Raw genomic sequence first — 24,620 nt, forward strand, 5'->3', positions numbered from 1 at the left:
CCCCGCCGCCCCCGCCGGCGGGGGGGGGGTCCCCCCCGGCCGCGGGCTGGCCCCCTCCCACAAGGGGGGGGGGGGCCCCCCCCCCGGGGGCCGGGCCCCCCCCCCCCCCCCCCCCGCGCTTCAATCCCTTGCGTTGCCCGACGGGCAAAACACCCAAATGACGGGTCAATCCGCTCGCGCGAAAAGATTCCACTTTACCGAAATTCGGCTTTGGCGTATTCCTTCGCCACCTCATCCCTGTCAGAGGGGCGTATCGCGATCGTCACGAACGCGGGGTGAGCTGCGGTGGACGCTAGTCACATCGGCGCGAAGGGCGTCGCAGGGCGGCAAAACTGTGAGCGAAGGCGTCGCGCACACGACCGGTGCTATTAGCGTACGGCAAAACCGTGTCGTCCTGACGCCCGGGGTCTGTGCGTCAAGTCTTGTGGTGATGTGGACGGCCCGACCGGGCATCCGCATCAGCCATCCGCAAGGCGACGGGGGCAATAGTGCATCGCTCCCCGGGGAGAACTCGGCATAAGCCGTCAAACCACTGCGCAGGGAAGGCCGTGTGTTGGGCTTCACCTGTATGCCGCTGTGCAGCCTCTCGTAGCGCAACCTTCGCACAGTGGACCGTGGGTGCCAGCCGGCACCCGGTCTTCCCTGCGCCCTCTGGCAATTGGGGGCGACGCCAAAAGCCAAGCTCGGGCGAGACACGCCGCGGGGCTGCACACCCGTGTCTGCGACGGAGGACGAGAGTTGTTGGAGAGTGTCGACGCCGCCTCCTCAGTCATTGCGAGCGGAGCGAAGCAATCCAGCATCCCTCAGTGGAAAGGCTCTGGATAGCTTCGTCGCAAGGGCTCCTCGCAATGACGGAGGAGAGAGCGTGCCCGTCCACTACGACGACGCCAGCTTCCGCCGTCCGTAGATCGAATCCGCTCGCTTCTCGAACGCGATGGAAAATCGCGCGAACGCGGCGTCGAACATCGAGCCCATCAGGAGCGCCAGCATGCGGCTCTTGAACTCGTAGGCAAGGAAGAAGCCGACATCGCAAACGCTCTCGCCTTTGGGCTCGAACGTCCAACGGTTTTCCAGATTGCTGAAGGGACCTTGCAGATATTCGACCAGGATCTTCAGATTGGCACGGTCGAGCGTCACGCGGCTGGTGAAGGATTCCCTGACCAGCTTGAACGACACTGTCATGTCCGCGACCAGCACCTCGGTGCCGTCGGGTTTCGCCATACGCTGACGGACCTTCAGCGCGCTGCACAGCGGCACGAATTCCGGGTAGCGCTCGACGTCGGCGACCAGATCAAACATCTCGGACGCGCTGTGATCGACACGGCGCTTGCTCGAAAAATTGGGCATGGCGATTCAGCGGGCGCTTGCTGCCCGCGCGGCCTTCAGTTTCGCAAAATCCTCGCCGGCATGATGCGACGAACGGGTGAGCGGGCTCGCCGACACCATCAGGAAGCCCTTGGTGTAGGCGACCTTCTCGTAGGACGAAAACTCGTCCGGCGGCACGTAGCGCATCACGGCGTGATGCTTGCGGGTCGGCTGGAGATATTGCCCGATGGTCAGGAAATCGACGTCGGCCGAACGCAGATCGTCCATCACCTGCTGCACCTCGTGGCGCTCCTCGCCGAGGCCGACCATGATGCCGGACTTGGTGAAGATGGTGGGATCGAGCTCCTTGACCCGCTGCAGCAGCCGGATCGAATGGAAATAGCGCGCGCCCGGCCGCACCGTGAGATAGCACGACGGCACGGTCTCGAGATTGTGGTTGAACACGTCGGGCTTCGCCGTGACGACAACCTCCAGCGCCCCCTCCTTGCGCAGGAAATCGGGCGTCAGGATCTCGATCGTGGTCGAGGGGCACGCGGCGCGGATCGCGCGGATGGTCTGGGCGAAATGCTCGGCGCCGCCGTCGGTGAGATCGTCGCGGTCGACGGAGGTGATGACGACATGGGCAAGCCCGAGCTTGGCCACGGCCTCTCCGACGTTCTGCGGCTCGGCCGCGTCGAGCGCGTTCGGCATGCCGGTCTTGACGTTGCAGAATGCACAGGCGCGGGTGCAGGTGTCGCCCATGATCATGAAGGTCGCGTGCTTCTTGTCCCAGCACTCGCCGATATTCGGGCAGCCTGCCTCCTCGCACACCGTATGCAGGCCGTTGGCGCGCACGATGTTGCGGGTGTCGGCATAGCCGCGGGTGTTGGGCGCGCGTACGCGGATCCAGTCCGGCTTCGGCGGCGAAGCGGAATCGGGCCGATTCACCTTTTCGGGGTGACGTGGGCGCAGCGGGTTCGAGATGGTATCGACAATAACGACCATGGGGTGTCCGGTCTGACCAAGTCCTACCTAGTCGGTCTCGCCGGGCATCGCAACCCGGCTCGCCCCGCTTCAGGGAACATGGCAGATATGGGCAATATCCTGCTCTGTTCTCTGGCGATTCTCACCTCGAATGGCTCCAGTCTCGAAACCTTCCACACCCCGGCTCGGCAAAGCGCTGAAGCGTGCCTTTTTCGCACGCAGCGTGCACGAGGTCGCGCCCGACTTGATCGGTGCAACCATGCTGGTCGACGGCGTCGGCGGGATCATCGTCGAGGTCGAGGCCTATCATCATACCGAGCCGGCGGCGCACTCCTACAATGGCCTCACGCCGCGGAACCAGGTGATGTTCGGCCCGCCCGGCTTTGCCTATGTCTACCGCTCGTACGGCATCCACTGGTGCGTGAACTTCGTCTGCGAGGAAGAAGGCTCGGCCAGCGCCGTGCTGATCCGCGCGTTGGAGCCGACCCATGGTATCGCCGCGATGCGTCGGCGGCGCCATCTCCAGGATTTGCACGCGTTGTGCTCGGGCCCGGGCAAGCTGACCGAATCGCTCGGCATCACCATCGCGCACAATGCCTTGCCGCTGGACCGTCCGCCGATCGCGCTGCATGCGCGGACGGAGGACGTCGAGGTGGTGGCCGGCATCCGGATCGGCATCACAAAGGCGGCCGAGCTGCCCTGGCGCTATGGCGTCAGGGGTTCGAAGTTTTTGAGCAAGCCGTTTCCGAAATAAGCCTAAGACGCCTGCTTGAGCCGCTCCAGCGCCTCGAGCAGCTTGGCCTTGCGGGCCAGCGCGGCCTCGCGCTTCTCGCGCTCCTCCTCGACGACCTCCTCGGCCGCGTTGGCGACGAATTTCTCGTTGGCCAGCTTGGACTCGGCGCGCTTGATGTCGGCGTCAGCCTTCCCGATCTCCTTGTCGAGACGCGTGCGCTCGGCGGCGACGTCGATCACGCCCTTCAGCGGCAGCGCGGCCACCTCACCTCGCACCAGGAGCTGGACCGCGCCGTCGGGCGCACGGTCGGCGAAGGAGATATCCGACAGCCGCGACATGCGCTTGATGACGTCGCTCCAGCGCGGCGCGCGCTCCTTCGTCTCGGCCGAGGCGCCTGCGAGCACCAGCGCCGTGAGAGTCGCCGGCGGGATGTTCATCTCGGCGCGCACCGAACGGATTTGGGTGACAAGGTCGATGACCCAGCCGATCTCGGCCTCGGCGGCGGGATCGGTGAAGTCGGCATGGTCGAAGATCGGCAGCACCCAAACCGGCGAGACGAGCGCATCGGTCGGCCCCGTCGTCGCCGCGAGCATCGCAAGCTGCTCCGGCGTCGGCCCGGCCGGCTTCAGCGGCCACGGCGCCAGCGCGAGCAGACCGTCGCGCTTGGCCGTCACCTCCCACAGCTCCTCGGTGATGAAGGGCATGAAGGGGTGCAGCAGTTTCAAGATCTCGTCGCGCGCCCATGCCACCATGGCGCGGGTCTCGGCCTTGGCAGGGCTGTCGGGGCCGAGCAGCACGGGTTTTGCGAGCTCGAGATACCAGTCGCAATAGACGTTCCAGACGAAGCGGTAGATGCTGCCGGCGGCGTCGTTGAAGCGATAGGCCTCGATCGCCTCGGTCACCTCGCGCGTGGTGTGCGCGCTCTCATGCGCGATCCAGCGGTTCAGCGTCTCCTTGACCTTGGCCGGCTCGAAACCCTCGGGCACGGCGCAATGGTTCATTTCGGCGAAGCGCGACGCATTCCAGAGCTTGGTCGCGAAATTGCGATAGCCCTCGACGCGGCTGGTGGCGAGCTTGATGTCGCGCCCCTGCGCGGCCATCGCCGCAAGCGTGAAGCGCAGCGCATCCGCACCATATTGGTCGATCAAGCTGAGCGGATCGATGACGTTGCCCTTCGACTTCGACATCTTGGCGCCCTTCTCGTCGCGGACGAGGGCGTGGATGTAGATCGTCGAGAACGGCACCTCCTTCATGAAGTGAAGGCCCATCATCATCATGCGGGCGACCCAGAAGAAGATGATGTCGAAGCCGGTCACCAGCGCGTTGGTGGGGTAGTAGCGCTGCACTTCCGGCGCGTCCGCGGGCCAGCCGAGGGTCGAGAACGGCCACAGCGCCGAGGAGAACCAGGTGTCGAGCACGTCCTCGTCGCGCGTGATGAAACCATCACGCTTGTTGCGGTCGAGCGCCATCTCGCGGCCCTGCTCGACCGTGATGACTTCCTGCTCGACGTAATAGCCAAGCGCGTGGCTGACGGCCTCCTCCTCGGTCTCGGCGACAAACACCTTGCCGTCGGGACCGTACCAGGCCGGGATCTGGTGACCCCACCAGAGCTGGCGCGAGATGCACCACGGCTGGATGTTCTCCATCCACTCGAAATAGGTTTTTTCCCAGTTCTTCGGCACGAACGTGGTTTCGCCGGAACGCACTGCCGCCATCGCGGGCTTCGCCAGCGTCTTGGCGTCGACATACCATTGGTCGGTCAGATAGGGCTCGATCACCGTGCCGGAGCGGTCGCCATGCGGCACCATGTGGGTGTGGGGCTCGATCCGCTCGACGAAGCCGAACGATTCCAACCGCTCGACAATGCGCTTGCGCGCAGCAAAGCGATCGAGCTTGTTGAACTCCTCGGCGAACTGCGAGGCACCTTCCGGCAGGTCGCGCAGATAATCCTCGTTCTCGAGGAGATCGAGGCAACCTTCCTTGTCGATGACACTGATCCGGGCGAGGCCATGGCGATTGCCGACTTCGAAATCGTTGAAGTCGTGCGCCGGTGTCACCTTGACCGCGCCCGAGCCCTTCTCCGGATCGGAATAATCGTCGGCGACAATCTGGATCTTGCGGCCGACCAGCGGCAGGATCACGTTCTTGCCGACCAGCTTCTGATAGCGCTCGTCGTCGGGATGCACGGCGACGCCGCTATCGCCGAGCATGGTCTCCGGGCGCGTGGTGGCAACGACGATGAAGCTCGAGGGATCCTCGGGGCTGAAAGTCTTGCCCTCGATCGGATAGCGCAGGTACCAGAGGCTACCCTTGACCTCGGTCTGCTGCACTTCGAGATCGGAGATAGCAGTGAGCAGCTTGGTGTCCCAGTTGACCAGCCGCTTGTCCTTGTAGATCAGGCCGTCGCGGTGCAGCTCGACGAAGACCTTGACCACGGCCTTGGAGAGGCCCTCGTCCATGGTGAAGCGTTCGCGCGACCAGTCGCAGGAGGCGCCGAGCCGCTTGAGTTGGTTGATGATGGTGTCGCCGCTCTCGGCCTTCCACTGCCAGACCCGCTCCAGAAACTTCTCGCGGCCCATCTCGCGACGGCTGGGCTGCTGGCGCTCCATCAGTTGCCGCTCGACAACCATCTGGGTGGCGATGCCGGCATGGTCGGTGCCGGGCTGCCACAGCACGTCGCGGCCGCGCATGCGCTCGAAGCGGCACAGGATGTCCTGGAGGGTGTTGTTGAGGGCGTGGCCCATGTGCAGCGAGCCCGTCACGTTCGGCGGCGGAATCACGATGGTAAAGGGCACTGCGTCGCGGCGGTCCGGGCGGCCGGCCTTGAACGCAAGGCTGTCCTCCCACACGACGGACATGCGGGCTTCGATATCGGCGGGCTGGTAATTTTTCTCGATCATGGCGCTGTTAGAAAGCCGCGCACGGGGTCCAAGTCAACGGACAAGTCAACGGAAAGGTCAAAGGAAAGCCAGGCGGCAGCAGGGCTTTCCGATCCGGTCGGGAGGCAGAATATGACCCACAAGCGGGGCTTTATGAGGGCTCTGCGGCCCGATCTACCTGCCGCCGCGCGATACCCGCTCGATTTCGGCCTTCACGATGCGTTCGACCAGGCCGGGCAAATTGTCGTCCAGCCAGGATTTCAGCATCGGACGCAGCATCTCCTTAACCAGATCCTCCAGCGTTCGCGCATTGCTGCTGAGCACCGTGTGGGCCAGGGAATTGAAGGCGGATTCGACCGCGGAGACCGTCGATTGCGCCAGGATCGGCTGTTGGAGCGGCAATGGCGGCGCATCGAAGTCCACCGGCGCATAGGATGCCGGCGTCGGACGCGGCGGCGGCGATTCGGCGAATTCGAGATCGTCGCGCGGCTCGACCTTGCGGAAGCTCGGCGGCGGCGGAGGCGGCGTCGGCTCCATCGCCAGCGCCATATCGTCAGTCAATTCCAGCACGTCGGGCTCAGGTTCGGGCTCCGGCTCGGGAGCACGGATTTCCGGCGCAGCCGTGGCCGTGTCGAGGCCCGCCAGCAGCGCGTCGATATCGTCCTGATTGTTGGATGCATCCGCCTCGGGCGCGGGGGCCGGCGGCGGCGCCGGCTTTGCGGCTGAAGGCGGTACGGGCTTCTCGGCGGCCGGTTTGGGCGGCACGACCTTGGATGGCGGAATATCGTTGATCGCCTGCGGCTTCGGTGGGGCGGCGGGGGCGGCAGCTTTCTCGGACTTGGCAGCATCCGCCGGCGGCGGCTTGGCCTCATCATCGGCAATGATGCGCCGGATCGAGGCCAGAATCTCCTCCATCGAGGGTTCTGTGACCTTTGCAGGCTGCGTCATCTCCGACTCCACATCATCAACGCCCTCGCATGCGTTGTTTTACACCAAGCACGACAGGATTGGCCGGTTCCGGATGGCTGGCCCGACATTTTCGTCACGGCAGCCCGACTTGTCCCCAGATGACGGCTCAACGTGCAGCGGTGCGCCCCTGCCCTCGGCACCTCATGCTTTACGCACACGGCATCGGATGCAGAGCGAATCGACCCGCATCTTCTTGGCAAGGCTATGTCAGGGATTTTGATGATTGCAAGCAAAGCACCGGTCGGCTTCGGCTATTCGCGAGGCCGACCGGATGACTACGGGACTCTAGCGTCCGTCTGGCGTGCGTACGCCGGCCCAGCTGTCGCGGACCTGCTGGTAGTGCACGCTGGGATCGTAGACCGTGGTGTTGAGACCAAGCACCTGCGGCGCCAGACGACCGACCGCGTTGAGCACCGAATAGGACGCCACCACGCGGTCATGCTGGGCAGTGACGAGCGCAACGCGCGCGTTCACCAGCGCTTGCTGCGCATTGAGCACGTCGAGGGTGGTGCGCTGCCCGGCCTTGGCCTCTTCGCGCACGCCGTTCAGCGCGATCTCGGACGCCGTGACCTGCGCCTGCGCGGACTGCACCTGCGCCTTGCCGGCTTCCAACTGGCCCCAGGCCTGCACGACGTTGGCGCGGGTCTGATCGCGGGTGGTTTCGAGATTCAGGCGCTGCTGCGCCAGGTTCTCTTTCGATTGGCGGATCAGCGCATATTCTGTGCCACCCTGATAGATCGGCACAGCGACTGTCGCGAGGGCGGACGCGGAACTCGTTCGGAAGATCGTCAGCTGCTGCTGGTAGGCTGTGCTGGCAGTAGCCGCGACCGTGACCGTCGGCAGCAAAGCGCCTTCGTTGATCTTGACCTGGAGGTAGTTGACGTCGATGCCATACATGGCAGCCGTAACGTTGGGATTCTCGACAAGGCTGAGACCAACGGCGGAGGCGATCGTCGCAGGAAGGAAGCGATCGACCGGCGAGCCGGGGGCGAGGGCCGCCGGCTCGTTGCCGATGATCCGGCGGAAGTTCGCGCGCGTCGTCGTGAGATTCGATTCGGCGGTCAGGGCCTGGGTCCTGCCGGCAGCCAGCTGCGCTTCGGATTGCGCGACGTCCGTGCGCGTCACCTCGCCGACATTGAAGCGATCGCGCGTTTGCTTGAGCGTCTGTTCGAGCACGCGCACGTTGCTGCGCTGAACTTCGAGCGTGGCCGAGTCGCGCAGAAAATCCATATAGGCCGTGGCAGCCTGCAGCAGGACCGTCTGCTCGAGCACACGCAATGCCTCGCGGGAACCCGACACCTGGCTCTCCGCGACGCGCGTCCTGTTGGCGGTCTGATTGCCGTTGTAGAGTGTCTGACTGACGCTCACGCTGGCGCTGTTGGGCTGAAGCAAGCCGGAGATCGACTTGGGGGTGGGGGGGACGACATTCTGCGTCGCCTGGACGTCCTGATATTGATACCCGCTGCCGAGGGTCACATTGACCTTGGGCCGATAGCCCGACAGCGCCTGCGGCACGTTCTCGTCGGTCGAGCGCACCTGGGCGCGCTGCGCGTTCAGCTGCGGATTGTTCTGATAGGCGCGCACCAGCGCAGCCTCGATCGTATCCGCCAAGGCAGGCGTCGGCCCGGCAAGCGCCAGCAGCAGGACCGAAACCGCTGCTCCGGTGAAGAACTTCACCCCATGCATCCAAAAATTCCGTTCATTCTAACGCCCGGCTCGTGCCCGCGAGCTGGGTTACCGTCTACGAGTGGAGTCGTTGCCCCGCCGCAACATAGGACGCGGTCAAGCGCGACGGAACTACCTGAGGGTGGTTCTCGGTGGAAACTCTTCACGTGCAGCATCCCGGCCACACTTCTGATTCAGAACGGGATTTTAACGGGCCAAAGCCGCTATCGGGCCGTCAGAACACGAAGGCGGCGGCTCGTTCCAGCCCGGGAAGGACCGGGGCCGCGGCATCGAACAGCGCCCGATGGCCGAATTCGCCGTGAGTATGGGTGACGATCATGGCTCGCGGCGGCCTGGATTCGGCCGAGACCCCCAACAGGCGCCCACCCTCCTTGAGCTGCCCGAGCAGCCCTGCCGGCGTCACCTCGGTGGCGCCGTTGAGGACGATCACATCATAGGGGCCGGCAGCGGCATCACCCTCGGTGCAGGCCGCGGCCTTGCAGGCCACGTTGGCGAGCCCGAGGGCGGCGAAGGCGTCCTTGGCCTTCGCGGCCAAGGCCGAATCGCATTCCGTCGCGGTGACCTGACGCGCAAGCTTGGCGGTCAGCGCAGCGAGATAGCCCGTGGCGCAGCCGACGACCAGCACGTTGTCATCCTCGCCGATCTCGGCGGCCTGGAGCAACTTGCCGGTCAGTTGCGGCTTGATCAGGAACCGCTTGGCGCCGCCCTCGCTGACGTCGAGATCGAGGTCGAGATACGCCAATGCCTGCCGGCTGGCCGGCACGAAGGCCTCGCGCGGAACCGTGAGCATGGCATCAAGAACACGACGGTCGGTGACGTCACTGGTGCGCACCTGGCCATCGACCATTTTTAGGCGCGCCGTCGAGAAAACGGACATTTGCGGACCCTGCAAGGCGGACGATGCCGCGGACGAAAGTTGGCGGCATCTTTGGAACAGGCCCTGCGAAAACGCAACATGGCTTTGACCCGCGAAACGGGCCCTTCCGCAACTCGCAACGTCGAGGGTGAGCCGCCTATTCGATCGTGACTGCGAGGCGGCCGATCAATGCGGCGACTTCATCCAGCCGTGCCGAATCGTGGGTCTCGACCGCCCGCGCGAGACAGGCGAGGCATTCGTCATCGCTGAGTTCGGGGATGTCCGCCGGCAGAATGGAGGGAGCCAACGGGGAACGGTCGACCTGGATGTCTCGCATGGGAATCAGCTCCGTAAAGGACCGGCGCCTGGAAGCTCGATTTCAATTGAGTCGTTTTGGCGTCGCGGCGGAGGATGCGGGCTCGCCACGGTACACATCTAATTGAGAATTTGCCGCAACGAGATCGCATCCCAGATCAGAGTCTGGACGCAAACCATTGACGATGAAGCGGAATTTGGCTCCCCGGGCTGGATTCGAACCAGCGACCATCCGATTAACAGTCGGATGCTCTACCGCTGAGCTACCGAGGAAAAGGGCGAACCCGTCGTTCGCGCGCGGCTGCGTATAACAAAGCCGCTTGCGCTTGCAAAGGACGAATTCGCCATCTCGCACATTGCGGCGAGGAAGGGCGCGTGGCCCCTCCTCCGCCTGGCCTCAGGTCAAGTTACTCGGCGACGAACGAAGTGGTCTTGGTGCCGGAATCGTAGCGCAGCCGAAGCGCGGTGAACTTGCAGAGGTTGACGTTCTTCCAGAGCACGGTCTCGTCATAGTTCTGCCAGTCGACGCGGACGTTCCAGACGCATCCTTCGTCGTCATCGTCGAACTCGACATAGGTGCTCGCCTGGTTCTGCAAAACCTTGTCCAGCTCGTTGTCCCATTCGTCCATGCCATCGTCCGGGGCGTTGAAGCCCAGGAATTTGATGGCATAGCCGGTCTCGTTGACGACAGTGACGTTGCGCGCGTCAGCCGCGAACGACGGCGCGGCGGCAATCGATAGACCGATCGCGATCAGTGCAGACAGAAAATACTTCATATGAAATTCCCCCGATCGAAACGGGCTTTCGGTGCCTGACGTCGATCGGCGCAGGCGCCGCGGCAACCAATGGTGTTGCCTTGGAGGATTCGTCGGAGGCGCAATCGAAAGGTTCAAGACGCGATCGATCCGCCTCCGGCTCTCTGCACGACGCGAGACGCGCAGCGAGCCAATTCTTACCGATTCGAATTCTCCGCAGCAATGAACCGGCATTCATAGATCGGCGCGGCTTGTTGTCTCCGGCGCGGGCGCCGGCGCTGCGCGCTCAATATGATTCTTGTCGCAGGCACGGCTTCGCTTCCTCGCGACGCATCTCGCCCGAGCTTTGCTTTGTCTCGTCCACCCTCCTCCGTCAGAGGGCGCAGGGAAGACCGGGTGCCGGCTGGCACCCACGGTCCACTGTGCGAAGGTTGCGCTACAAGAGGCTGCACAGCGGCATACAGGTGAAGCCCAACACACGGCCTTCCCTGCGCAGTGGTTTGACGGCTTATGCCGAGTTCTCCCCGGGGAGCGATGCACTATTGCCCCCGTCGCCTTGCGGATGGCTGATGCGGATGCCCGGTCGGGCCGCCCACATCACCACAAGACTTGACGCACAGACCCCGGGCGTCAGGACGACACGGTTTTGCCGTACGCTGTCAGCACCGGTCGTGTGCGCGACGCCTTCGCTCACGGTTTTGCCGCCCTGCGAAGCCCTTCGCGCCGATGCTGCCCGCGTCCACCGCAGCTCACCCCACGTTTCGTGACGATCGCGATACGCCCCTCTGACCGGGATGAGGTGGCGGCTGAATACGCCAAAGCCGAATTTCGGTAAAGCGGAATATTTTTGCGCGAGCGGATTGACCCGTCGTTTGGGTGTTTTGCCCGTCGGGCAACGCAAGGGATTGAAGCCCGGATTGCTTCGCGAATCCGGGCTATCGGCTGTCGCCTCACGGCCGCCGACACACCGGGTCGATCTCGATCAGTGCGTCCTAGCAGCCGGCTGCCAAAAACTGCTCGTGAGGAACCCTCGCGGCATCAATTTCCGAATTCGGAGAAACAACATGATCTTGCGCGACGCAGCGATCTGCCCGATTAGGGAATCATGCGGTGAGGTCATTTGACACAGATATGACAATCGAAGGACGCATCTGCGGCCGGCATCCGAAGCACATCACCCCCGTCCACAGTCTTTCCGCAGCATACCCACAGGCATATCCACAGGCCGACTATGCCGGATTCGCGAGCCCGCGCGAGCCACTTGCTGCGCACAAACCCACAGGCCCGGTATGTCAGCCGCCGCCCTGATCGAACACGGTGCGGCAAGCCTCACTCAAGCTTGACCTGTTACGGCGCAGGCACGCCGTGATGGCCCGGACGTTGGGGATCTCGCCGGCGCAGAGCCGGTAGACGTCGGGGGTGCAGGCCCGGCGCTGCTCGGGCGTTCCCTGCTGAGCATGGGCGGCGGAGGCAAACAGCGTCAGGAACAGCCCGACCGTCGAGGCGCGACGCGCCCGGCTTTTCACACCCGCAAACCGCAAGAACCTCGCCTTCATGACCAGTCTCCCGTCTGCCTTGCCCGCCGGCCTGTGTTGGCCGGTGTGCGAAGGGGTAGGAGAAATAAACAGCGGACGATGTGACCTCCTTCACACTGCGGGCACCCGGCAGGAACCTAAGTTTTCCAACGGGATTTCATCAATCGCTAACCAATCGGGACCCGATTGGCCGATCGTTAAAATACGAACGATCGGCTCAACCGGGAAGCAAACCCGCTTTGCGATATTGCGCCATCCGCGGGCCGGAGGGTGTGATGAGCGAAGCCGAGTTCAACTTACTGCTGGACGCCGTCCAGGACGCCATGATCCATGAAGATCTGGCGTTCGTGCCGGGGGAGGATTTCGTGCCGCGCTCGTGGACCTATTACGCGAAGCCCAAAGCTGCCAATGACAACGAGGGCGCGTGGCCCCTGCTACCTTTCCCGGACGGCTGGTACGCGGCCTGCTGAAGCCAATCTCGCCGTGAGCCGATGCGCCCGCGCTCTGCGGGCGTTTTGCTGTGGGCTCTACGCCGCGAAATCCGGCGCGACCGCGATCAAGTCTTGAGGCGGTCCTCGCCGTCCAGCGGCGCCCGGTCGGGTGCGGCCGAGGGGAAGATGCTGTCATAGATCGCGCGGGCCTCGCGAATGAGGCGAGCCCGCTCCAGCTCGGATTTCGGGACAAATCGGACGATTTCGCTCACGTGCTCTCCAGCGCTCGATCGTTGGGATGCATCACTTCGCAGATGCGAAGACTATGCCAGCGGGCTGAATGGTGGGTTTCCGCCGGGCCCCGGGTAAACCCGGTGTGCGCAGCCGGCACGCATCGCCCCCGCAGGCTGATGGCAGCCGCGACACGATCGGATATTCGCTGAGATATCAGGAGGTTGTGATGGAGGCCACGTCGGGACTCGAACCCGAGTAAACGGTTTTGCAGACCGGCGCGTAACCACTCCGCCACGTGGCCCCAACGAGGGCGGAGCAATATAGGGGATCACGGGTTTAGGCAACCCCGACCGGGCAGCTACGCCTTCGCGCCGCCGAGATATTGGCCGAGAATCTCATCGGTCGCACCGGCCGCCACGATCCGCCCCTCCTCCAGCAGGATCGCGCGGTTGCAGGTGCTCTTGATCAGCTCGACGTCGTGCGAGGCGAGCACCAGAATGCCGGCGCGCACGACGATCTCGTCGAGCCGCTGCCGCGCCTTCTTGCGGAACTGCTGGTCGCCGACGCCGATCCATTCGTCGAGCAGCACGATCTCGCCCTCGACGGCGGTTGCGACCGCAAAGATCAGGCGCAGCATCATGCCGCTGGAATAGGTGCGCAGCGGCAAGTCGAGCCGTTCGCCGAGCTCGGTGAATGCGGCGATCTCCGCGCGCCGGTCGTCGATCTCGGAGCGCCGCGCGCCGATCACGAGCCCGCGCCGCACGATGTTCTCGTAGCCGGTCGCTTCCTCGTCGAATCCGGCCGAGAGATCGAACAGCGGCTGGCAGCGGCCCAGCACGTCCACGCTGCCGGACGTCGGATGGTAGATGCCGGCGAGCACCCGCAGCAGCGTGGTCTTGCCGGCGCCATTGGCGCCGATGATGGCGACGCGGTCGCCGGCACGGATGTCGAGACTGACATCGTTCAACGCGGAGACGATGTGCGGGGTCGTCCGCCGCAGTGTCACCGCGTTGACGAACCGGCTGCGCAGCGAGCGGTCGCGGAACGACAACACCGGAAATCTCACCGAGACGTTGCGAAGCGCGATATGAGCTGCGGGGGTCATATCTCGCGCCTCACAGCCAATACGCCACGCGATGGCGGTATTTCGCGTAGCAGCCGAGGCCGATGACGGCCACGACGGTCGCATAGATGACCCCGAGCAGCCATTGCTCCGCATCGGTCGGCTGTGAGAGCAGTGGCCTGCGCACCAGATCGAGCAGCGTCGCGAACGGATTGGCGCGGATCAGCCAATAAAACGCGGTGCCGCGCACGGTGTCCTCGGTCCAGATGATCGGCGTCAGGAAGAACACGAATTGCAGGCCGCTGACGATCGCCGAGCCGATGTCACGAAACCGCGCGCAGAGCATGCCGAGCGCGACCGAGCCGCCCAGCAGCACGACGAGCAGGATCGCAAAGCCCGGCACCGCGAGCAGCATGCTCCCATGCAGCGGCCACGGCATTACCAGATAGAGCAGTACGACGATCACCAGATGATGCGCGAAGATGAGGACGTTGCGCGCCATCATCTGGAGAACATGCACGATCAGCGGCGCCGGCACCGCCTTGATCAAATGGTTTGATGCCACGAAGATGTTGGAACCTTCCTGGAGCGTCGTCGCGATCAGCGTCCAGACGATCAGGCCAATGGCAAAGGGCGGCAGAAAGCTCGCAATGTCCTGCTTGAACAGTGCCGCATAGACCGTGCCGACGCTGGCAATCGTCGCGGCGAGCGTCAGCGTGATCCAGAGCGGGCCGATCACGGTGCGCCGGTAGCGCAGCGAAATGTCCATCAGGGCGAGCGTGCCCCAACGATCGAACCGCGCCGCCTGGGCAAGGATCTCCTTGGCTGCAAGCTGAATGCGACGGTCCCTTCCGTTTCCGGCGTTCCGATGGTGCGACAGGATAGCAGATCGCGGCCTGTTGGCCGATGGTCTCTATCCGCCCGCCTCTCGCGGGACAATCGGCCGGACGGATGATCCGGACCGGAGTCAGGCTCGCTTGACCCGCCGGACACCGCGCCGGCGGTCCTTCACCGGCGGCTTCGGCGCCAATTCGGGCATCTCGGTCTGGACCTCGCGGTAGCGGGTTAACATCCGTTCAAAGCTGGCATTCAGCGTCTCGGCGATGTCCGGGCGCTTCTCCAGAACGGAGAGGATCGTCGCTGCCGCTTCGATGGTCGACAGGCCGTCCTTCCGAGGCTCCTTGCGCAGGCGGCCGTAACGCGATGGCGCGGCCGGGTTGAGGATGACGCGCTGGCATTTCAGCATCCAGGGGTTGCGCCACCACAGGGCCTTGGCCTGGCTCCAGGTGCCGTCGAGCAGCACCACACCTTCGAGCTTGCCGAGGCGCGCGCGCTGGTTGTCCGCGCCCTCGCCTTTGCGGTTGAGCGCCAGGATTTCGCCCTCGGCCTCGAGATCGGCGGCGTGCGCCGAGCCGAGATAGAGCACGGCCCAGTGCGAGGCGTTCTCGATCGGTTGCCCCAGCGCCTTGGACAGGCTCGGCCAGGACAAGCCGACCCGCAGCGTGGCACCGGCGAAATGCTTCGCAAGCAGCCGCGCGGTGCCGAGCGCCCTGTCCTGCTCCTGCGGATGCTGAAGGATCAGGAGCGAGAGCCGGTTCTTGATGGGCGTGACGCTGTCGCAGATGCACAGCGGCATCGGCTTCTGGCAGTGCGGGCATTCGGGGATTGGATCGGCCGGCGCAGCGGCGGTGGGGTTCGACATGGTCGCCGCTATACGCTTTGCGGGGCTGTTCAACAACCCGCCTATTCCGCCGGCGCAGGCACCGGGCGCGGCTCGCGGCGCCGGCGCAGGCGGTCGATCAGCAGGTAGATCACGGGCGTGGTGTAGAGCGTCAGGATCTGCGAGACGAACAGCCCGCCGATGATGGTGATGCCGAGCGGGCGGCGCAGTTCCGTGCCGGGCCCGGTCGCGACCACCAGCGGAATGCCGGCGAACAATGCAGCCATGGTCGTCATCAGGATCGGACGGAAGCGTGCCTGGCAGGCCTCGAAGATCGCCTCCGCCGAAGACAGGCCGCGCTGGCGCTCGGCATCGAGCGCGAAATCCACCATCATGATGCCGTTCTTCTTGACGATGCCGATCAACAGGATGATGCCGACGAAGGCGATCACCGTCAGCGGCGTGTTGGTGATCTGCAAGGCCAGCAGCGCGCCGAGGCCCGCCGAGGGCAGCGTCGAGATGATCGTGAGCGGATGGGCGAGACTCTCATAGAGCACGCCGAGCACGATATACATCGCCACCAGCGCGCCGAGGATCAGGAGCGGCTGGCGGCCGCTGGTCTTGGCGAAATCGCCGGCGTTGCCGTCAAAACTGCCGCGGATGCCTTCCGGCATGTGCAATTCCTCGACCGCGCGCTGGATGTTCTGCGTTGCGGCCTGGATCTGCACGTCCGGCAACAGGTTGAACGACACCGTGGTCGATGGGAACGATTGCGAATGATAGACCGCGAGGGCGGCGAGCCCGCGCGTCGCATGTACCACGGCCGACAGCGGCACCTGCGCGTCGCCCGCGCCGGCGACATAGATGCGATCGAGGTTGGACGGGTCGACCTGGAATTTCGGGTCCATCTCCAGAACGGTCATGTACTGGTTGCGTTGGGTGTAGATGATCCCGATCTGCCGCTGCGAGAACGCGTTGTTGAGCGCGTTGTCGATATCTTGGACGCGGACGCCGAGCGCCGAGGCCTTCTGGCGATCGATCGACAAGGTCAATTGAAGCCCGCCGGGATCGCGGTCGCTGGAGACGTCGGTGATGCCTTCGACGCTCTCCATGCGCTTGGCCACGATCGGCGCCCACTTCTGCAACAGGCCGAGGTCGGTGCTGGTCAGCGTGTACTGGTAGTCGGAATCGCTCTGTCGTCCGCCGGCGCGCACGTCCTGGGCGGCGAACATGAACAGGCGGATGCCGGGCACCGGGTATAACGCCCGCCTGAGACGGTCGATCACCACCTGGGTCGAGACGTGGTCGCGCTCCTCCGGCGGCTTCAGGCTGATGAACATGGTGCCGCGATTGGAGGTCGCGCCACCCGGCCCGCCGCCGCTGCCGACGGTGGAGCCGATGCCGGCCACGGCCGGATCCTGCATCACGATGTCGGCGAGCCGCTGCTGCAGGCTGAGCATGGACTGGAACGAGATGTCGGCCGAGGCGCGCGTCGCCCCGATGACGAAGCCGGAATCGTCGGTCGGGAAATAGCCCTTGGGGACCTTGATGTAGAGCACCACGGTGAGGCCGATGGTGGCAAAGAACACCAGCAGCGTTAGCAGCGGATACTCCAGCACCGTGCGCAGGGTGCGGGTGTAGAAGGCGACGATGCGCGTCAGCGAGCCCTCGATGACACGATCGAACAGTGTGGCGGATCCCGACGTGGTCTGCCTGATATAGTGGGCACAGATCATCGGCGTCACCGTGAGCGACACCAGGGTCGAGACCAGGATCGCGAAGGTCAGCGTCAGCGAGAACTCGCGCAAGAGACGGCCGACGATGCCGTCCATGAAGATCAGCGGCGTGAAGGCCGCGATCAGCGACAGGCTGATCGACACCACGGTGAAGCCGATCTGCCGGGCGCCGTCCAATGCCGCCTGAAGCGGCCGCATGCCCTGTTCGAGATTGCGGTACATGTTCTCGATCATGACGATGGCGTCGTCGACCACGAAGCCGACGGAGATCGCCAGCGCCATCAGCGACAGATTGTCGATCGAGAAGCCCGCGACCCACATGCCGGCGCAGGTCCCGGCCAGCGCCAGCGGCACGGAGATTCCGGCCGCGATCGTCGGCGTCAGCCGTCGCAGGAATACGAACACGACGACCATCACGAGAATGGCGGTCGCGAACAAGGTCCACTGCATGTCGAGCACGCTGGCGCGGATCGTACTGGTGCGATCGACCAAGGTGGAGACGTCGACGCCGGCCGGGATCCACTGCTTCAGCGCGGGGATCAACTCCTTCACCCGGTCGACGGTCTCGATGACGTTGGCGTCGCCCTGCTTGGTGATCTGGATCAGCACCGCCGGCTGCTTGTTGAACCAAGCGATGGATCGGGCGTTACGGACGCCGTCCTCGATGTCGGCAACATCGGAGAGCCGGACGAAATTGCCGTTCGCGCTTTTGATGACGATGTCGCGGAACTCTTTCGCCGTCCGCATCTGCCTGTTGAGCGACAGCGTTTCGCTCTGGCGCTCGCCATTGAAGATGCCGACCGGACCGAGCGGATTGGCGTTGATAATCGCAGTTCGCACGTCGTCGGTGGCGATGCCGGCGTTCGACAGCGCGACGGGATTGAGCTGAATCCTGACCGCCGGCTGGTCGGCACCCGAGATCGTCACATTGCCCACCCCCGGCACCTGCGAGATGCGCTGCGCCAGCACGGTATCGGCGACGTCGTAGACCGCGCTGGCGGACAGCGTCTTCGAGGTCAGCGCCAGCACGAACACGGGGGCGCCTGCGGTATTGGCCTTGCGGAAGCGCGGCAGCGTCGGCAGATCGCTGGGTAGGTCGACCAGCGCGGCGTTGATCGCCGCCTGCACGTCGCGCGCGGCCTTGTCGATGTTGCGGCCGATGTCGAACTGGAGCTGGATGCTGGTCGTGCCGAGCGAAGAGGTCGAGGTGATCTGGTTGATGCCCGCGATCTCGCCGAGCCGCCGCTCCAGCGGCGAGGCAACCGTCGCGGCCATCACGGACGGATCGGCGCCGGGACGGCTGGCGGACACGAAGATGGCGGGGAAATCGATGTTCGGAACCGAGGCGACGGGGAGGAACTCGTAAGCCACGATACCCAGCAGGAACAACCCGATCGACAGCAGCGTGGTCGCGACCGGGCGGCGGATGAAGGGCTCCGAGATCGATGCCATCACTGCATCCCCTCGGTCGCGCCCGCGACGGGCGGCCCGCCGGGTTCGACCGGCGGCAGCGCCTGCTCAAGGCGGCGGTTGATGCGGTCGAGGGCGAGGTAGATCACCGGCGTGGTGTAGAGCGTGAGCAATTGGCTGAGCAGCAGGCCGCCGATGATGGAGATGCCGAGCGGAAAGCGCAGCTCGGCGCCGGTGCCGCTCTCGATCGCCAGCGGCAGCGCGCCGAACAGCGCGGCCAGCGTCGTCATCATGATCGGACGGAAGCGCAGCAGACAAGCCTGCACGATCGCCTCGTTGGGCGACATCCCCTGCCTGCGCTCGGCCTCGAGCGCGAAGTCGATCATCATGATCGCGTTCTTCTTGACGATGCCCATCAACAGGATGATGCCGATCAGCCCGATCACGGAGAGATCCTGCCCGCACAGCATCAGCGCCAGGATCGCGCCGACGCCGGCCGACGGCAGCGTCGAGAGGATCGTGATCGGATGGATGTAGCTCTCGTAGAGCACGCCGAGCACGATATAGATCGTGATCACCGCGGCCAGCAGCAGCCAGGGCTGGCCGGCGAGTGCCTTGGCGAATTCGGCGGCGTCGCCGGCATAGACGCCGACGATGCTGTTGGGCATCTCAATCCGGGTCTGGATGGTCTTCACGGCCTCGACGGCATCGCCGAGCGCAGCGCCCGGGGCGAGGTTGAAGCTGAGCGAGATCGACGGGAACTGGGCCTGGTGCGAAATCGCGAGCGGCGCGGTGGTGCGGGTCAGCGTCGCCACGGCGGAGAGCGGCACCTGTGCGTTGGGCGCGCCGGCGGTCGCGCTCGCCCCGCCCGGCAGATAGAGCTTCGACAGGATCGAGGGATCGCGCTGGTACATCGGCAGCGCTTCCAGCACCACGCGATACTGGTTGGCCTGGCCGTAGATGGTCGAGATCTGGCGCTGCGCGAACGCGTCGTTGAGCGTGTCGGTGATGCCCTGGAGGCTGACGCCGAGCTGGCCGGCGCGGGTGCGGTCGACCGTGAGCTGCGCCCGCAGACCGCCTTCCTGCGCCTCCGAGGAGACGTCGCGGAACAGCGGATCGCGCCGCATCTCGGCAACCAGCTTGCGCGCCCATTCCGACACCAGCGCGGCGTCGGTGCCGGTCAGCGTGTACTGGTATTGCGAGCGGCTCGACTGGGTCGATATCTGCACATCCTGCACCGGCTGGAAGTAGACGGTCATGCCGGGGATGGCTGCCACCCGCTCCTTCAGCCGCGTGATGACGACGCTGACATCGTCGCGCCGCTCGCCGCGGGGTTTCAGCGTCATGACCAGACGGCCGACATTGGTGGTCGGATTGACCGAGCCTGCCCCGATCACCGAGACCACGCCTGTTACATCGGGGTCGGCCTTGATGGCGTCGGCCGCGTCGGCCTGCCGCTTCTGCATCTCCGCGAACGACACGTCGGGACCCGCTTCCGTCACCGCCGTGATCGAGGCAGTGTCCTGCAGCGGCAGGAAGCCCTTTGGCGCGACGACATAGAGCGCCAGGGTCGCAATCAGTGTGGCGAAGGTCACGACCAGCGTCGCGCGCTGGCGCTCCAACACCCAGAGCAGCGTGCGGTGATAGAACCCCACGGTGCGGTCGATGAAGCGGCTGACCGCGGCAAGACCCGGCACTGCCAGCTCTTCATGGGCGTGCTTCAGCAGACGCGAGCACATCATCGGCGTCAGCGTCAGCGAGACCACGGCCGAGGTCACGACCGCGATCGTCAGCGTCAGCGCGAATTCGCGGAACATGCGGCCGACCAGGCCCGACATGAACAACAGCGGGATGAACACCGCAATCAGCGACACCGTCAGCGAGATCACGGTGAAGCCGATCTCGCTGGCGCCCTTCAGCGAAGCCTCCATCGCGCTATCGCCGTTTTCCATGTGGCGGACGATGTTCTCGATCATCACGATGGCGTCGTCGACGACAAAGCCGGTGCCGATGGTGAGCGCCATCAGCGACAGATTGTCGAGGCTGAAGCCGGCGAAATACATGATGCCGAAGCTGGTGATCAGCGAGAGTGGTAGCGCCACCCCGGCGATCAGCGTGGCCCTGAGCGAGCGCAGGAACAGCAGCACCACCAGCGTCACCAGCACCACGCTGAGGATCAGCGTGAACTGCACGTCGCGGACCGAGGCACGGATGGTGACGGTACGGTCGGAGACGATGGTGAGATTCACGCCGGCCGGAATAGCGCGCTGGACCTTTGGGATTTCCGCCCGGATCTGGCTGACGACGTCGATCACATTGGCGCCGGGCTGCCGCTGAATGTCGATGATGACCGCGGGCGAGCCTTGATACCAGCCGCCGGTGCGGTCGTTCTCGAGGCCATCGACGATCTGGGCGACGTCGGCAATCGTGACCGGCGAGCCGTTGCGGTAGGCGATGATGACAGGCTTGTAGGCGTCGGCGGCGGCGATCTGGTCATTGGCGGCGATGATGTAGGATTGCTGCGCGCCGTCGAGCGAGCCTTTCGGCCCCGAGACGTTGGCATTGGCAATCGCGGTGCGCAGGTCTTCCATGGCGATGCCATAGGCGGCGAGCCGCGCGAGATCCGCCTGGATGCGGACGGCCGGCTTCAGTCCGCCGAGCACAGAGACGCGTCCAACGCCGGAAATCTGGCTCAGCCGCTGCGCCAGAAGCGTGTCGGCAATGTCGCTCATCGCCCGTAGCGAGATGGTGTCGGAGCGCAGCGCCAATGTCATCACCGGCGCATCGGCCGGGTTCACCTTGGCGTAGGTCGGCGGATAAGGCAGCGTCTTGGGCAGCACGCCGGCCGCGGCGTTGATCGCGGCCTGGACGTCCTGGGTCGCGCCGTCGATGTCGCGGTTGAGATCGAACTGGAGCGAGATCTGGCTGACGCCGAACGAGCTCGTCGAGTTCATCGCCGACAGCGACGGGATCTGGCCGAGTTGCCGCTCCAGCGGCGCGGTGATCAGCGAGGCGATCACGTCGGGGCTCGCGCCGGGCAATTGCGTCGTCACCTGCACGGTCGGGAAATCGACCTGCGGCAGCGCAGACACCGGCAGCGCGAAATAGCCGAGCAGCCCGCCGATCAGAAGCGCGATGCCGAGCAACGAGGTCGCGATCGGCCGTCGGATGAAGGGTTCGGAGACGCCCATGGGATGCGCCTGCCGCTCAGGCGGCTGTCGTCGGGATCATGGCTGCTTGGCTCCACTTCCCGATGCACCCGGCCCTGGTGCCGGTCCGGTCTGGCCCTTCTGGTCGCCCTCGCTGCTCTTGCGCTTGGCGCGGAACTCGCCGTCCTTATCTTGTCCGTCCCTCTGGCCGTCTTTGGCGCCGTCCTTCTTCTGACCATCCGGTCCGCGCGAGCGCTTGCGTGGCGCGAGATCGGCCGACGGCGTCTGGTCGTCGCGGCCGATGACCACCTTGGAGCCATCGGACAGATTGGCAAAGCCTGTGGTGACGACCTTGTCTGTCGCCGACAGGCCGCTGGCGATGACGGCGTCATGCTCGTTCTGCTGCGTCACCGTCACCGGCTTGGCCGCAACCAAATTGTCCTCGCCGATGACATAGCTGAACGTGCCGATCGGTCCGCGCTGCACGGCCGAGGTCGGCACCACCAGTGCCTGCGTCAAGGTCTCGACCTTGAGGCGGACATTGACGAACTGGCCGGGCCAGAGCTGGTAATTGGCGTTCGGGAATTCGGCCTTGAGCCTGAGCGTGCCGGTGGTCTGGTCGACCTGGTTGTCGATGCCGGTGAGCTTGCCGGTGTCGATCACGGTGAGGCCGTCATTGCCGAACACGTCGACGGCGAGCGCGCCCTTCGACGCGGCGGCGTTGACCCGCATGATCTGCTGCTGGGGCAGGCTGAACCACACCGCGATCGGCTGCAATTGCGTGATCACCACGAGGCCGGTGGTGTCGGAGGCGTGGATGATGTTGCCCTGGTCGACCTGGCGCAGGCCGGCGCGGCCCGAGATCGGCGCCACGATCTTGGTGTAGCTCAGCGTCGCCGCCGCATTGTCGATCGCCGCCTGGTCAGCCTTGACCAGCGCCTCGGTCTGCGCGACCAGCGCGCGTTGGGTGTCGGCCTGCTGCTTGGATCCGGCGTTGGACGCGGCGAGCTGCTCGTAGCGCGTGAGGTCGATGCGCTGGTTGGCGAGCTGGGCCTGGTCCTGCGCCTTCTTGGCGACAGCCTGATCGTACGTCGCCTGGTAGAGCGCCGGGTCGATCTCGCCGACCACGTCGCCTTTCTTGACGTCCTGTCCCTCGGTGAAATTGACCGCGATCAGCTTGCCGTCGACTTGAGAGCGGACGGTCACGGTGTTGAGTGCGCGGATCGCGCCGACGCCGTCGAGATAGACGGGAACGTCCTGGATGCGGGGCGTCGCCGCCAGCACCGGTACCGGCAGATCCGGCCGTTGATTGCGGCCGTTCGCCTGCTGCGGCTGCTGATGCCAGGTGGTCCAGCCGTAGTAGCCGAGCCCGCCGAGGATCGCCAGCGTGATCAGGGTCATGACGAAGCCGCGCCCGCGCGACTTCTTCGCCGTTCCCTCCTTCGCGCCCTGCTTCGTATCCGGCTTAAAGAGCATTGACCGGTTTCTCCATCCTCGGCTCCCAGCCGCCGCCGAGCGCCTGATACAGGCTGACGATAGCAAGAAGGCGGGCAAGTTGCGCCTGCGACAGCGCGTCTTCCGCCTGGAACAGGGTCAGTTGGGTGTTGAGCACGGTGACGATGTCGGCGGTGCCGGCGCGCAATTGCTGCTCGGAGAGATCGAAGGCGCGGCGGGAGGCGTTGAGGACGTCACGCTGCAATTGCAGCCTGATCGTGGTCTGCTTGATCGAGAACAGCGCATTGTCGACATCGGCAAAAGACTGGATGATGGTCTTGCGGTAGGTCTGGAGCAGTTCGTCCTGCCGCGCCTTGGCAAACTCGAAATTGCCGAGGATCTTGCCGCCGTCGAAGATCGGCTGCGTCGCGCTGCCGACGAGCTGGAAGAACGCCGCATGCGGCTGGAATAGCGAGACCAGGGCCGAGCTCTGATAGCCGCCATTGCCGGTGAGCTGGATGGTCGGAAAGAACTGCGCGCGGGCATTGCCGACGTTCGCAGTGGCAGAAGCAAGTTGCGCCTCCTGCCGGCGAATGTCGGGCCGCTGCGTCAGGAGCTCGGACGGCAGGCCGGGCGTCACGCGGGGTATAGCGATCCGGTTCAGCGAGCCGCCGAGCACGCGCACGCTCTCCGGCGGCCGCGACACCAGGACTGCAAGCGCATTGACGTTTTGGTCGAGCGTCTGGCGCAGCGGCGGCACCAGGGCCTTCTGGTTTGCGAGCACGCTCTCCTGCTGCGCGACGTCGAGATCGGTGCCCGTGCCAGCCTTACGCCGTTCCTTGACGGCATCGAGGATGCGTTGCGCGCTCGCGATGTTGCGCTGTGAGGTCCGGATGCGATCCTGCGAGGCCAGCACCTGGAAATAGGCGTTAGCCACACCCGCAAGCGTCGTCAGCGCAACGACGTCGCGATCGAAACGGTTGGCATGCGCCGTTTCTTCCGCGGTCTGGAGTGCGTCCCGATTCTGACCCCAGAAATCGAGCTGGTAGCTCGCGCTCAGCGAAGCCTGGTAGTTGACGACCTCACGGCCGCCATTGGTGAGCCCCGAGGCGGAGGAGCCGGAGGTGCGCGAATAGGCCTCCTGCCCGGTGCCGGAAAGGCTCGGCAGCAGCGCCGCACCCGCTTGCCGCGCCTGCGCGTCGGCCTCGACGATGCGCGAAACGGCGGCGGCAATGTCGAGGTTGACGGTCTGCGCCTCTTCCATCAGCTGTGTCAGCTCCGCCGAGCGGAAGCTGCGCCACCAATCCAGAGACGGCGGCGCATCGCCCTTGCCGGCGTATTTGTACTGCGTGGGAACGTCGAGCGCGGGATCGGGAAGATCCTGCGTGAGCACGCAAGCGCCCGAGCCGGCGGCGAGGCAAGCGACCGCAAGCCAGCGCGCCGCACGTCGTGTCCGGGACGCGGAACCTAGAGACCGCCGCACCGC

General features: G+C 65.1%; 19 protein-coding genes and 2 tRNA genes. 2 read left to right on the forward strand and 19 right to left on the reverse strand.

What is annotated here, in order from left to right:
- Positions 1–876: 876 nt before the first annotated feature.
- Positions 877–1,347: a type II toxin-antitoxin system RatA family toxin gene (locus AC0L3K_RS14040; RefSeq protein ID WP_219680137.1), complete on the reverse strand. Its 471-nt coding sequence runs from the start codon at positions 1,345–1,347 to the stop codon at positions 877–879.
- A gap of 6 nt (positions 1,348–1,353) precedes the next feature.
- Positions 1,354–2,310 carry a lipoyl synthase gene (gene lipA / locus AC0L3K_RS14045; protein WP_219680140.1) on the reverse strand — a complete coding sequence of 319 codons (957 nt, stop codon included), beginning with the start codon at positions 2,308–2,310 and terminating at the stop codon, positions 1,354–1,356.
- 130 nt (positions 2,311–2,440) lie between these two features.
- Between lipA and AC0L3K_RS14050 the strand changes: the two genes are divergently transcribed.
- Positions 2,441–3,043, forward strand: coding sequence for a DNA-3-methyladenine glycosylase (locus AC0L3K_RS14050; RefSeq protein WP_219680144.1), 603 nt, complete (start codon positions 2,441–2,443; stop codon positions 3,041–3,043).
- 2 nt (positions 3,044–3,045) lie between these two features.
- Here AC0L3K_RS14050 and AC0L3K_RS14055 read toward each other — a convergent pair whose 3' ends face one another.
- The 8 genes from AC0L3K_RS14055 to AC0L3K_RS14090 all read right to left on the reverse strand — a co-directional run bounded on the left by AC0L3K_RS14055 (position 3,046) and on the right by AC0L3K_RS14090 (position 12,038).
- Positions 3,046–5,922, reverse strand: a complete 2,877-nt coding sequence (locus AC0L3K_RS14055; protein ID WP_354128229.1) for a valine--tRNA ligase — start codon at positions 5,920–5,922, stop codon at positions 3,046–3,048.
- A gap of 153 nt (positions 5,923–6,075) precedes the next feature.
- Positions 6,076–6,849: a PopZ family protein gene (locus tag AC0L3K_RS14060; RefSeq protein ID WP_007591154.1), complete on the reverse strand. Its 774-nt coding sequence runs from the start codon at positions 6,847–6,849 to the stop codon at positions 6,076–6,078.
- A gap of 306 nt (positions 6,850–7,155) precedes the next feature.
- Positions 7,156–8,556: a TolC family outer membrane protein gene (locus AC0L3K_RS14065; RefSeq protein WP_007591156.1), complete on the reverse strand. Its 1,401-nt coding sequence runs from the start codon at positions 8,554–8,556 to the stop codon at positions 7,156–7,158.
- A 214-nt stretch (positions 8,557–8,770) separates the two neighbouring features.
- Entirely contained in the window at positions 8,771–9,433 is a 663-nt protein-coding gene (locus AC0L3K_RS14070) for a protein-L-isoaspartate O-methyltransferase family protein (RefSeq protein ID WP_007591157.1), read from the reverse strand.
- Positions 9,434–9,569: 136 nt separating this feature from the next.
- Entirely contained in the window at positions 9,570–9,749 is a 180-nt protein-coding gene (locus tag AC0L3K_RS14075) for a hypothetical protein (RefSeq protein ID WP_007591158.1), read from the reverse strand.
- Between the two features lie 176 nt (positions 9,750–9,925).
- A tRNA-Asn gene (locus AC0L3K_RS14080) sits at positions 9,926–10,000 on the reverse strand.
- 134 nt (positions 10,001–10,134) lie between these two features.
- A complete protein-coding gene (locus tag AC0L3K_RS14085; protein ID WP_007591185.1) occupies positions 10,135–10,503 on the reverse strand; it encodes a hypothetical protein in 369 nt (122 codons plus the stop codon).
- A gap of 1,271 nt (positions 10,504–11,774) precedes the next feature.
- Positions 11,775–12,038, reverse strand: a complete 264-nt coding sequence (locus AC0L3K_RS14090) for a hypothetical protein (protein ID WP_007591186.1) — start codon at positions 12,036–12,038, stop codon at positions 11,775–11,777.
- A 254-nt stretch (positions 12,039–12,292) separates the two neighbouring features.
- Here AC0L3K_RS14090 and AC0L3K_RS14095 point away from each other — a divergent pair, with 254 nt between their 5' ends.
- Entirely contained in the window at positions 12,293–12,487 is a 195-nt protein-coding gene (locus tag AC0L3K_RS14095) for a hypothetical protein (RefSeq protein ID WP_219680153.1), read from the forward strand.
- A gap of 86 nt (positions 12,488–12,573) precedes the next feature.
- Here AC0L3K_RS14095 and AC0L3K_RS14100 read toward each other — a convergent pair whose 3' ends face one another.
- From AC0L3K_RS14100 to AC0L3K_RS14140, 9 genes are all read right to left on the reverse strand, one after another.
- Positions 12,574–12,720, reverse strand: a complete 147-nt coding sequence (locus AC0L3K_RS14100) for a hypothetical protein (RefSeq protein ID WP_354128228.1) — start codon at positions 12,718–12,720, stop codon at positions 12,574–12,576.
- 189 nt (positions 12,721–12,909) lie between these two features.
- Positions 12,910–12,983 (reverse strand) — tRNA-Cys (locus AC0L3K_RS14105).
- 57 nt (positions 12,984–13,040) lie between these two features.
- A complete protein-coding gene (locus tag AC0L3K_RS14110; protein WP_473366234.1) occupies positions 13,041–13,787 on the reverse strand; it encodes an ABC transporter ATP-binding protein in 747 nt (248 codons plus the stop codon).
- A 10-nt stretch (positions 13,788–13,797) separates the two neighbouring features.
- On the reverse strand, positions 13,798–14,514 hold the full coding sequence (locus tag AC0L3K_RS14115; RefSeq protein ID WP_354128227.1) for an ABC transporter permease: 717 nt from the start codon (positions 14,512–14,514) through the stop codon (positions 13,798–13,800).
- A gap of 198 nt (positions 14,515–14,712) precedes the next feature.
- A complete protein-coding gene (locus AC0L3K_RS14120; protein ID WP_219680157.1) occupies positions 14,713–15,447 on the reverse strand; it encodes a tRNA-uridine aminocarboxypropyltransferase in 735 nt (244 codons plus the stop codon).
- Between the two features lie 41 nt (positions 15,448–15,488).
- Positions 15,489–18,593, reverse strand: coding sequence for an efflux RND transporter permease subunit (locus AC0L3K_RS14125; RefSeq protein WP_354128226.1), 3,105 nt, complete (start codon positions 18,591–18,593; stop codon positions 15,489–15,491).
- On the reverse strand, positions 18,593–21,742 hold the full coding sequence (locus tag AC0L3K_RS14130; protein ID WP_473366235.1) for an efflux RND transporter permease subunit: 3,150 nt from the start codon (positions 21,740–21,742) through the stop codon (positions 18,593–18,595). Before AC0L3K_RS14130 ends, AC0L3K_RS14125 begins: the two co-directional genes overlap by 1 nt.
- Before the next feature lie 36 nt (positions 21,743–21,778).
- Entirely contained in the window at positions 21,779–23,176 is a 1,398-nt protein-coding gene (locus AC0L3K_RS14135; RefSeq protein ID WP_219680164.1) for an efflux RND transporter periplasmic adaptor subunit, read from the reverse strand.
- Positions 23,166–24,617, reverse strand: a complete 1,452-nt coding sequence (locus tag AC0L3K_RS14140; RefSeq protein WP_376707486.1) for an efflux transporter outer membrane subunit — start codon at positions 24,615–24,617, stop codon at positions 23,166–23,168. Before AC0L3K_RS14140 ends, AC0L3K_RS14135 begins: the two co-directional genes overlap by 11 nt.
- Positions 24,618–24,620: the final 3 nt, after the last annotated feature.

Source organism: Bradyrhizobium sp. MI1.10, assembly GCF_055811035.1.

Excerpts from the sequence above, each read along its gene's own strand:
- AC0L3K_RS14040 (WP_219680137.1), bottom strand. The coding sequence starts at position 1,347 with ATGCCCAATTTTTCGAGCAAGCGCCGTGTCGATCACAGCGCGTCCGAG.
- AC0L3K_RS14055 (WP_354128229.1), bottom strand. The coding sequence starts at position 5,922 with ATGATCGAGAAAAATTACCAGCCCGCCGATATCGAAGCCCGCATGTCC.
- AC0L3K_RS14125 (WP_354128226.1), bottom strand. The coding sequence starts at position 18,593 with ATGGCATCGATCTCGGAGCCCTTCATCCGCCGCCCGGTCGCGACCACG.
- AC0L3K_RS14120 (WP_219680157.1), bottom strand. The coding sequence starts at position 15,447 with ATGTCGAACCCCACCGCCGCTGCGCCGGCCGATCCAATCCCCGAATGC.
- AC0L3K_RS14050 (WP_219680144.1), top strand. The coding sequence starts at position 2,441 with ATGGCTCCAGTCTCGAAACCTTCCACACCCCGGCTCGGCAAAGCGCTG.
- AC0L3K_RS14060 (WP_007591154.1), bottom strand. The coding sequence starts at position 6,849 with ATGACGCAGCCTGCAAAGGTCACAGAACCCTCGATGGAGGAGATTCTG.
- AC0L3K_RS14135 (WP_219680164.1), bottom strand. The coding sequence starts at position 23,176 with ATGCTCTTTAAGCCGGATACGAAGCAGGGCGCGAAGGAGGGAACGGCG.
- AC0L3K_RS14095 (WP_219680153.1), top strand. The coding sequence starts at position 12,293 with ATGAGCGAAGCCGAGTTCAACTTACTGCTGGACGCCGTCCAGGACGCC.
- AC0L3K_RS14065 (WP_007591156.1), bottom strand. The coding sequence starts at position 8,556 with ATGCATGGGGTGAAGTTCTTCACCGGAGCAGCGGTTTCGGTCCTGCTG.
- AC0L3K_RS14110 (WP_473366234.1), bottom strand. The coding sequence starts at position 13,787 with ATGACCCCCGCAGCTCATATCGCGCTTCGCAACGTCTCGGTGAGATTT.
- AC0L3K_RS14130 (WP_473366235.1), bottom strand. The coding sequence starts at position 21,742 with ATGGGCGTCTCCGAACCCTTCATCCGACGGCCGATCGCGACCTCGTTG.
- lipA (WP_219680140.1), bottom strand. The coding sequence starts at position 2,310 with ATGGTCGTTATTGTCGATACCATCTCGAACCCGCTGCGCCCACGTCAC.
- AC0L3K_RS14090 (WP_007591186.1), bottom strand. The coding sequence starts at position 12,038 with ATGAAGGCGAGGTTCTTGCGGTTTGCGGGTGTGAAAAGCCGGGCGCGT.
- AC0L3K_RS14070 (WP_007591157.1), bottom strand. The coding sequence starts at position 9,433 with ATGTCCGTTTTCTCGACGGCGCGCCTAAAAATGGTCGATGGCCAGGTG.
- AC0L3K_RS14075 (WP_007591158.1), bottom strand. The coding sequence starts at position 9,749 with ATGCGAGACATCCAGGTCGACCGTTCCCCGTTGGCTCCCTCCATTCTG.
- AC0L3K_RS14085 (WP_007591185.1), bottom strand. The coding sequence starts at position 10,503 with ATGAAGTATTTTCTGTCTGCACTGATCGCGATCGGTCTATCGATTGCC.
- AC0L3K_RS14115 (WP_354128227.1), bottom strand. The coding sequence starts at position 14,514 with ATGGACATTTCGCTGCGCTACCGGCGCACCGTGATCGGCCCGCTCTGG.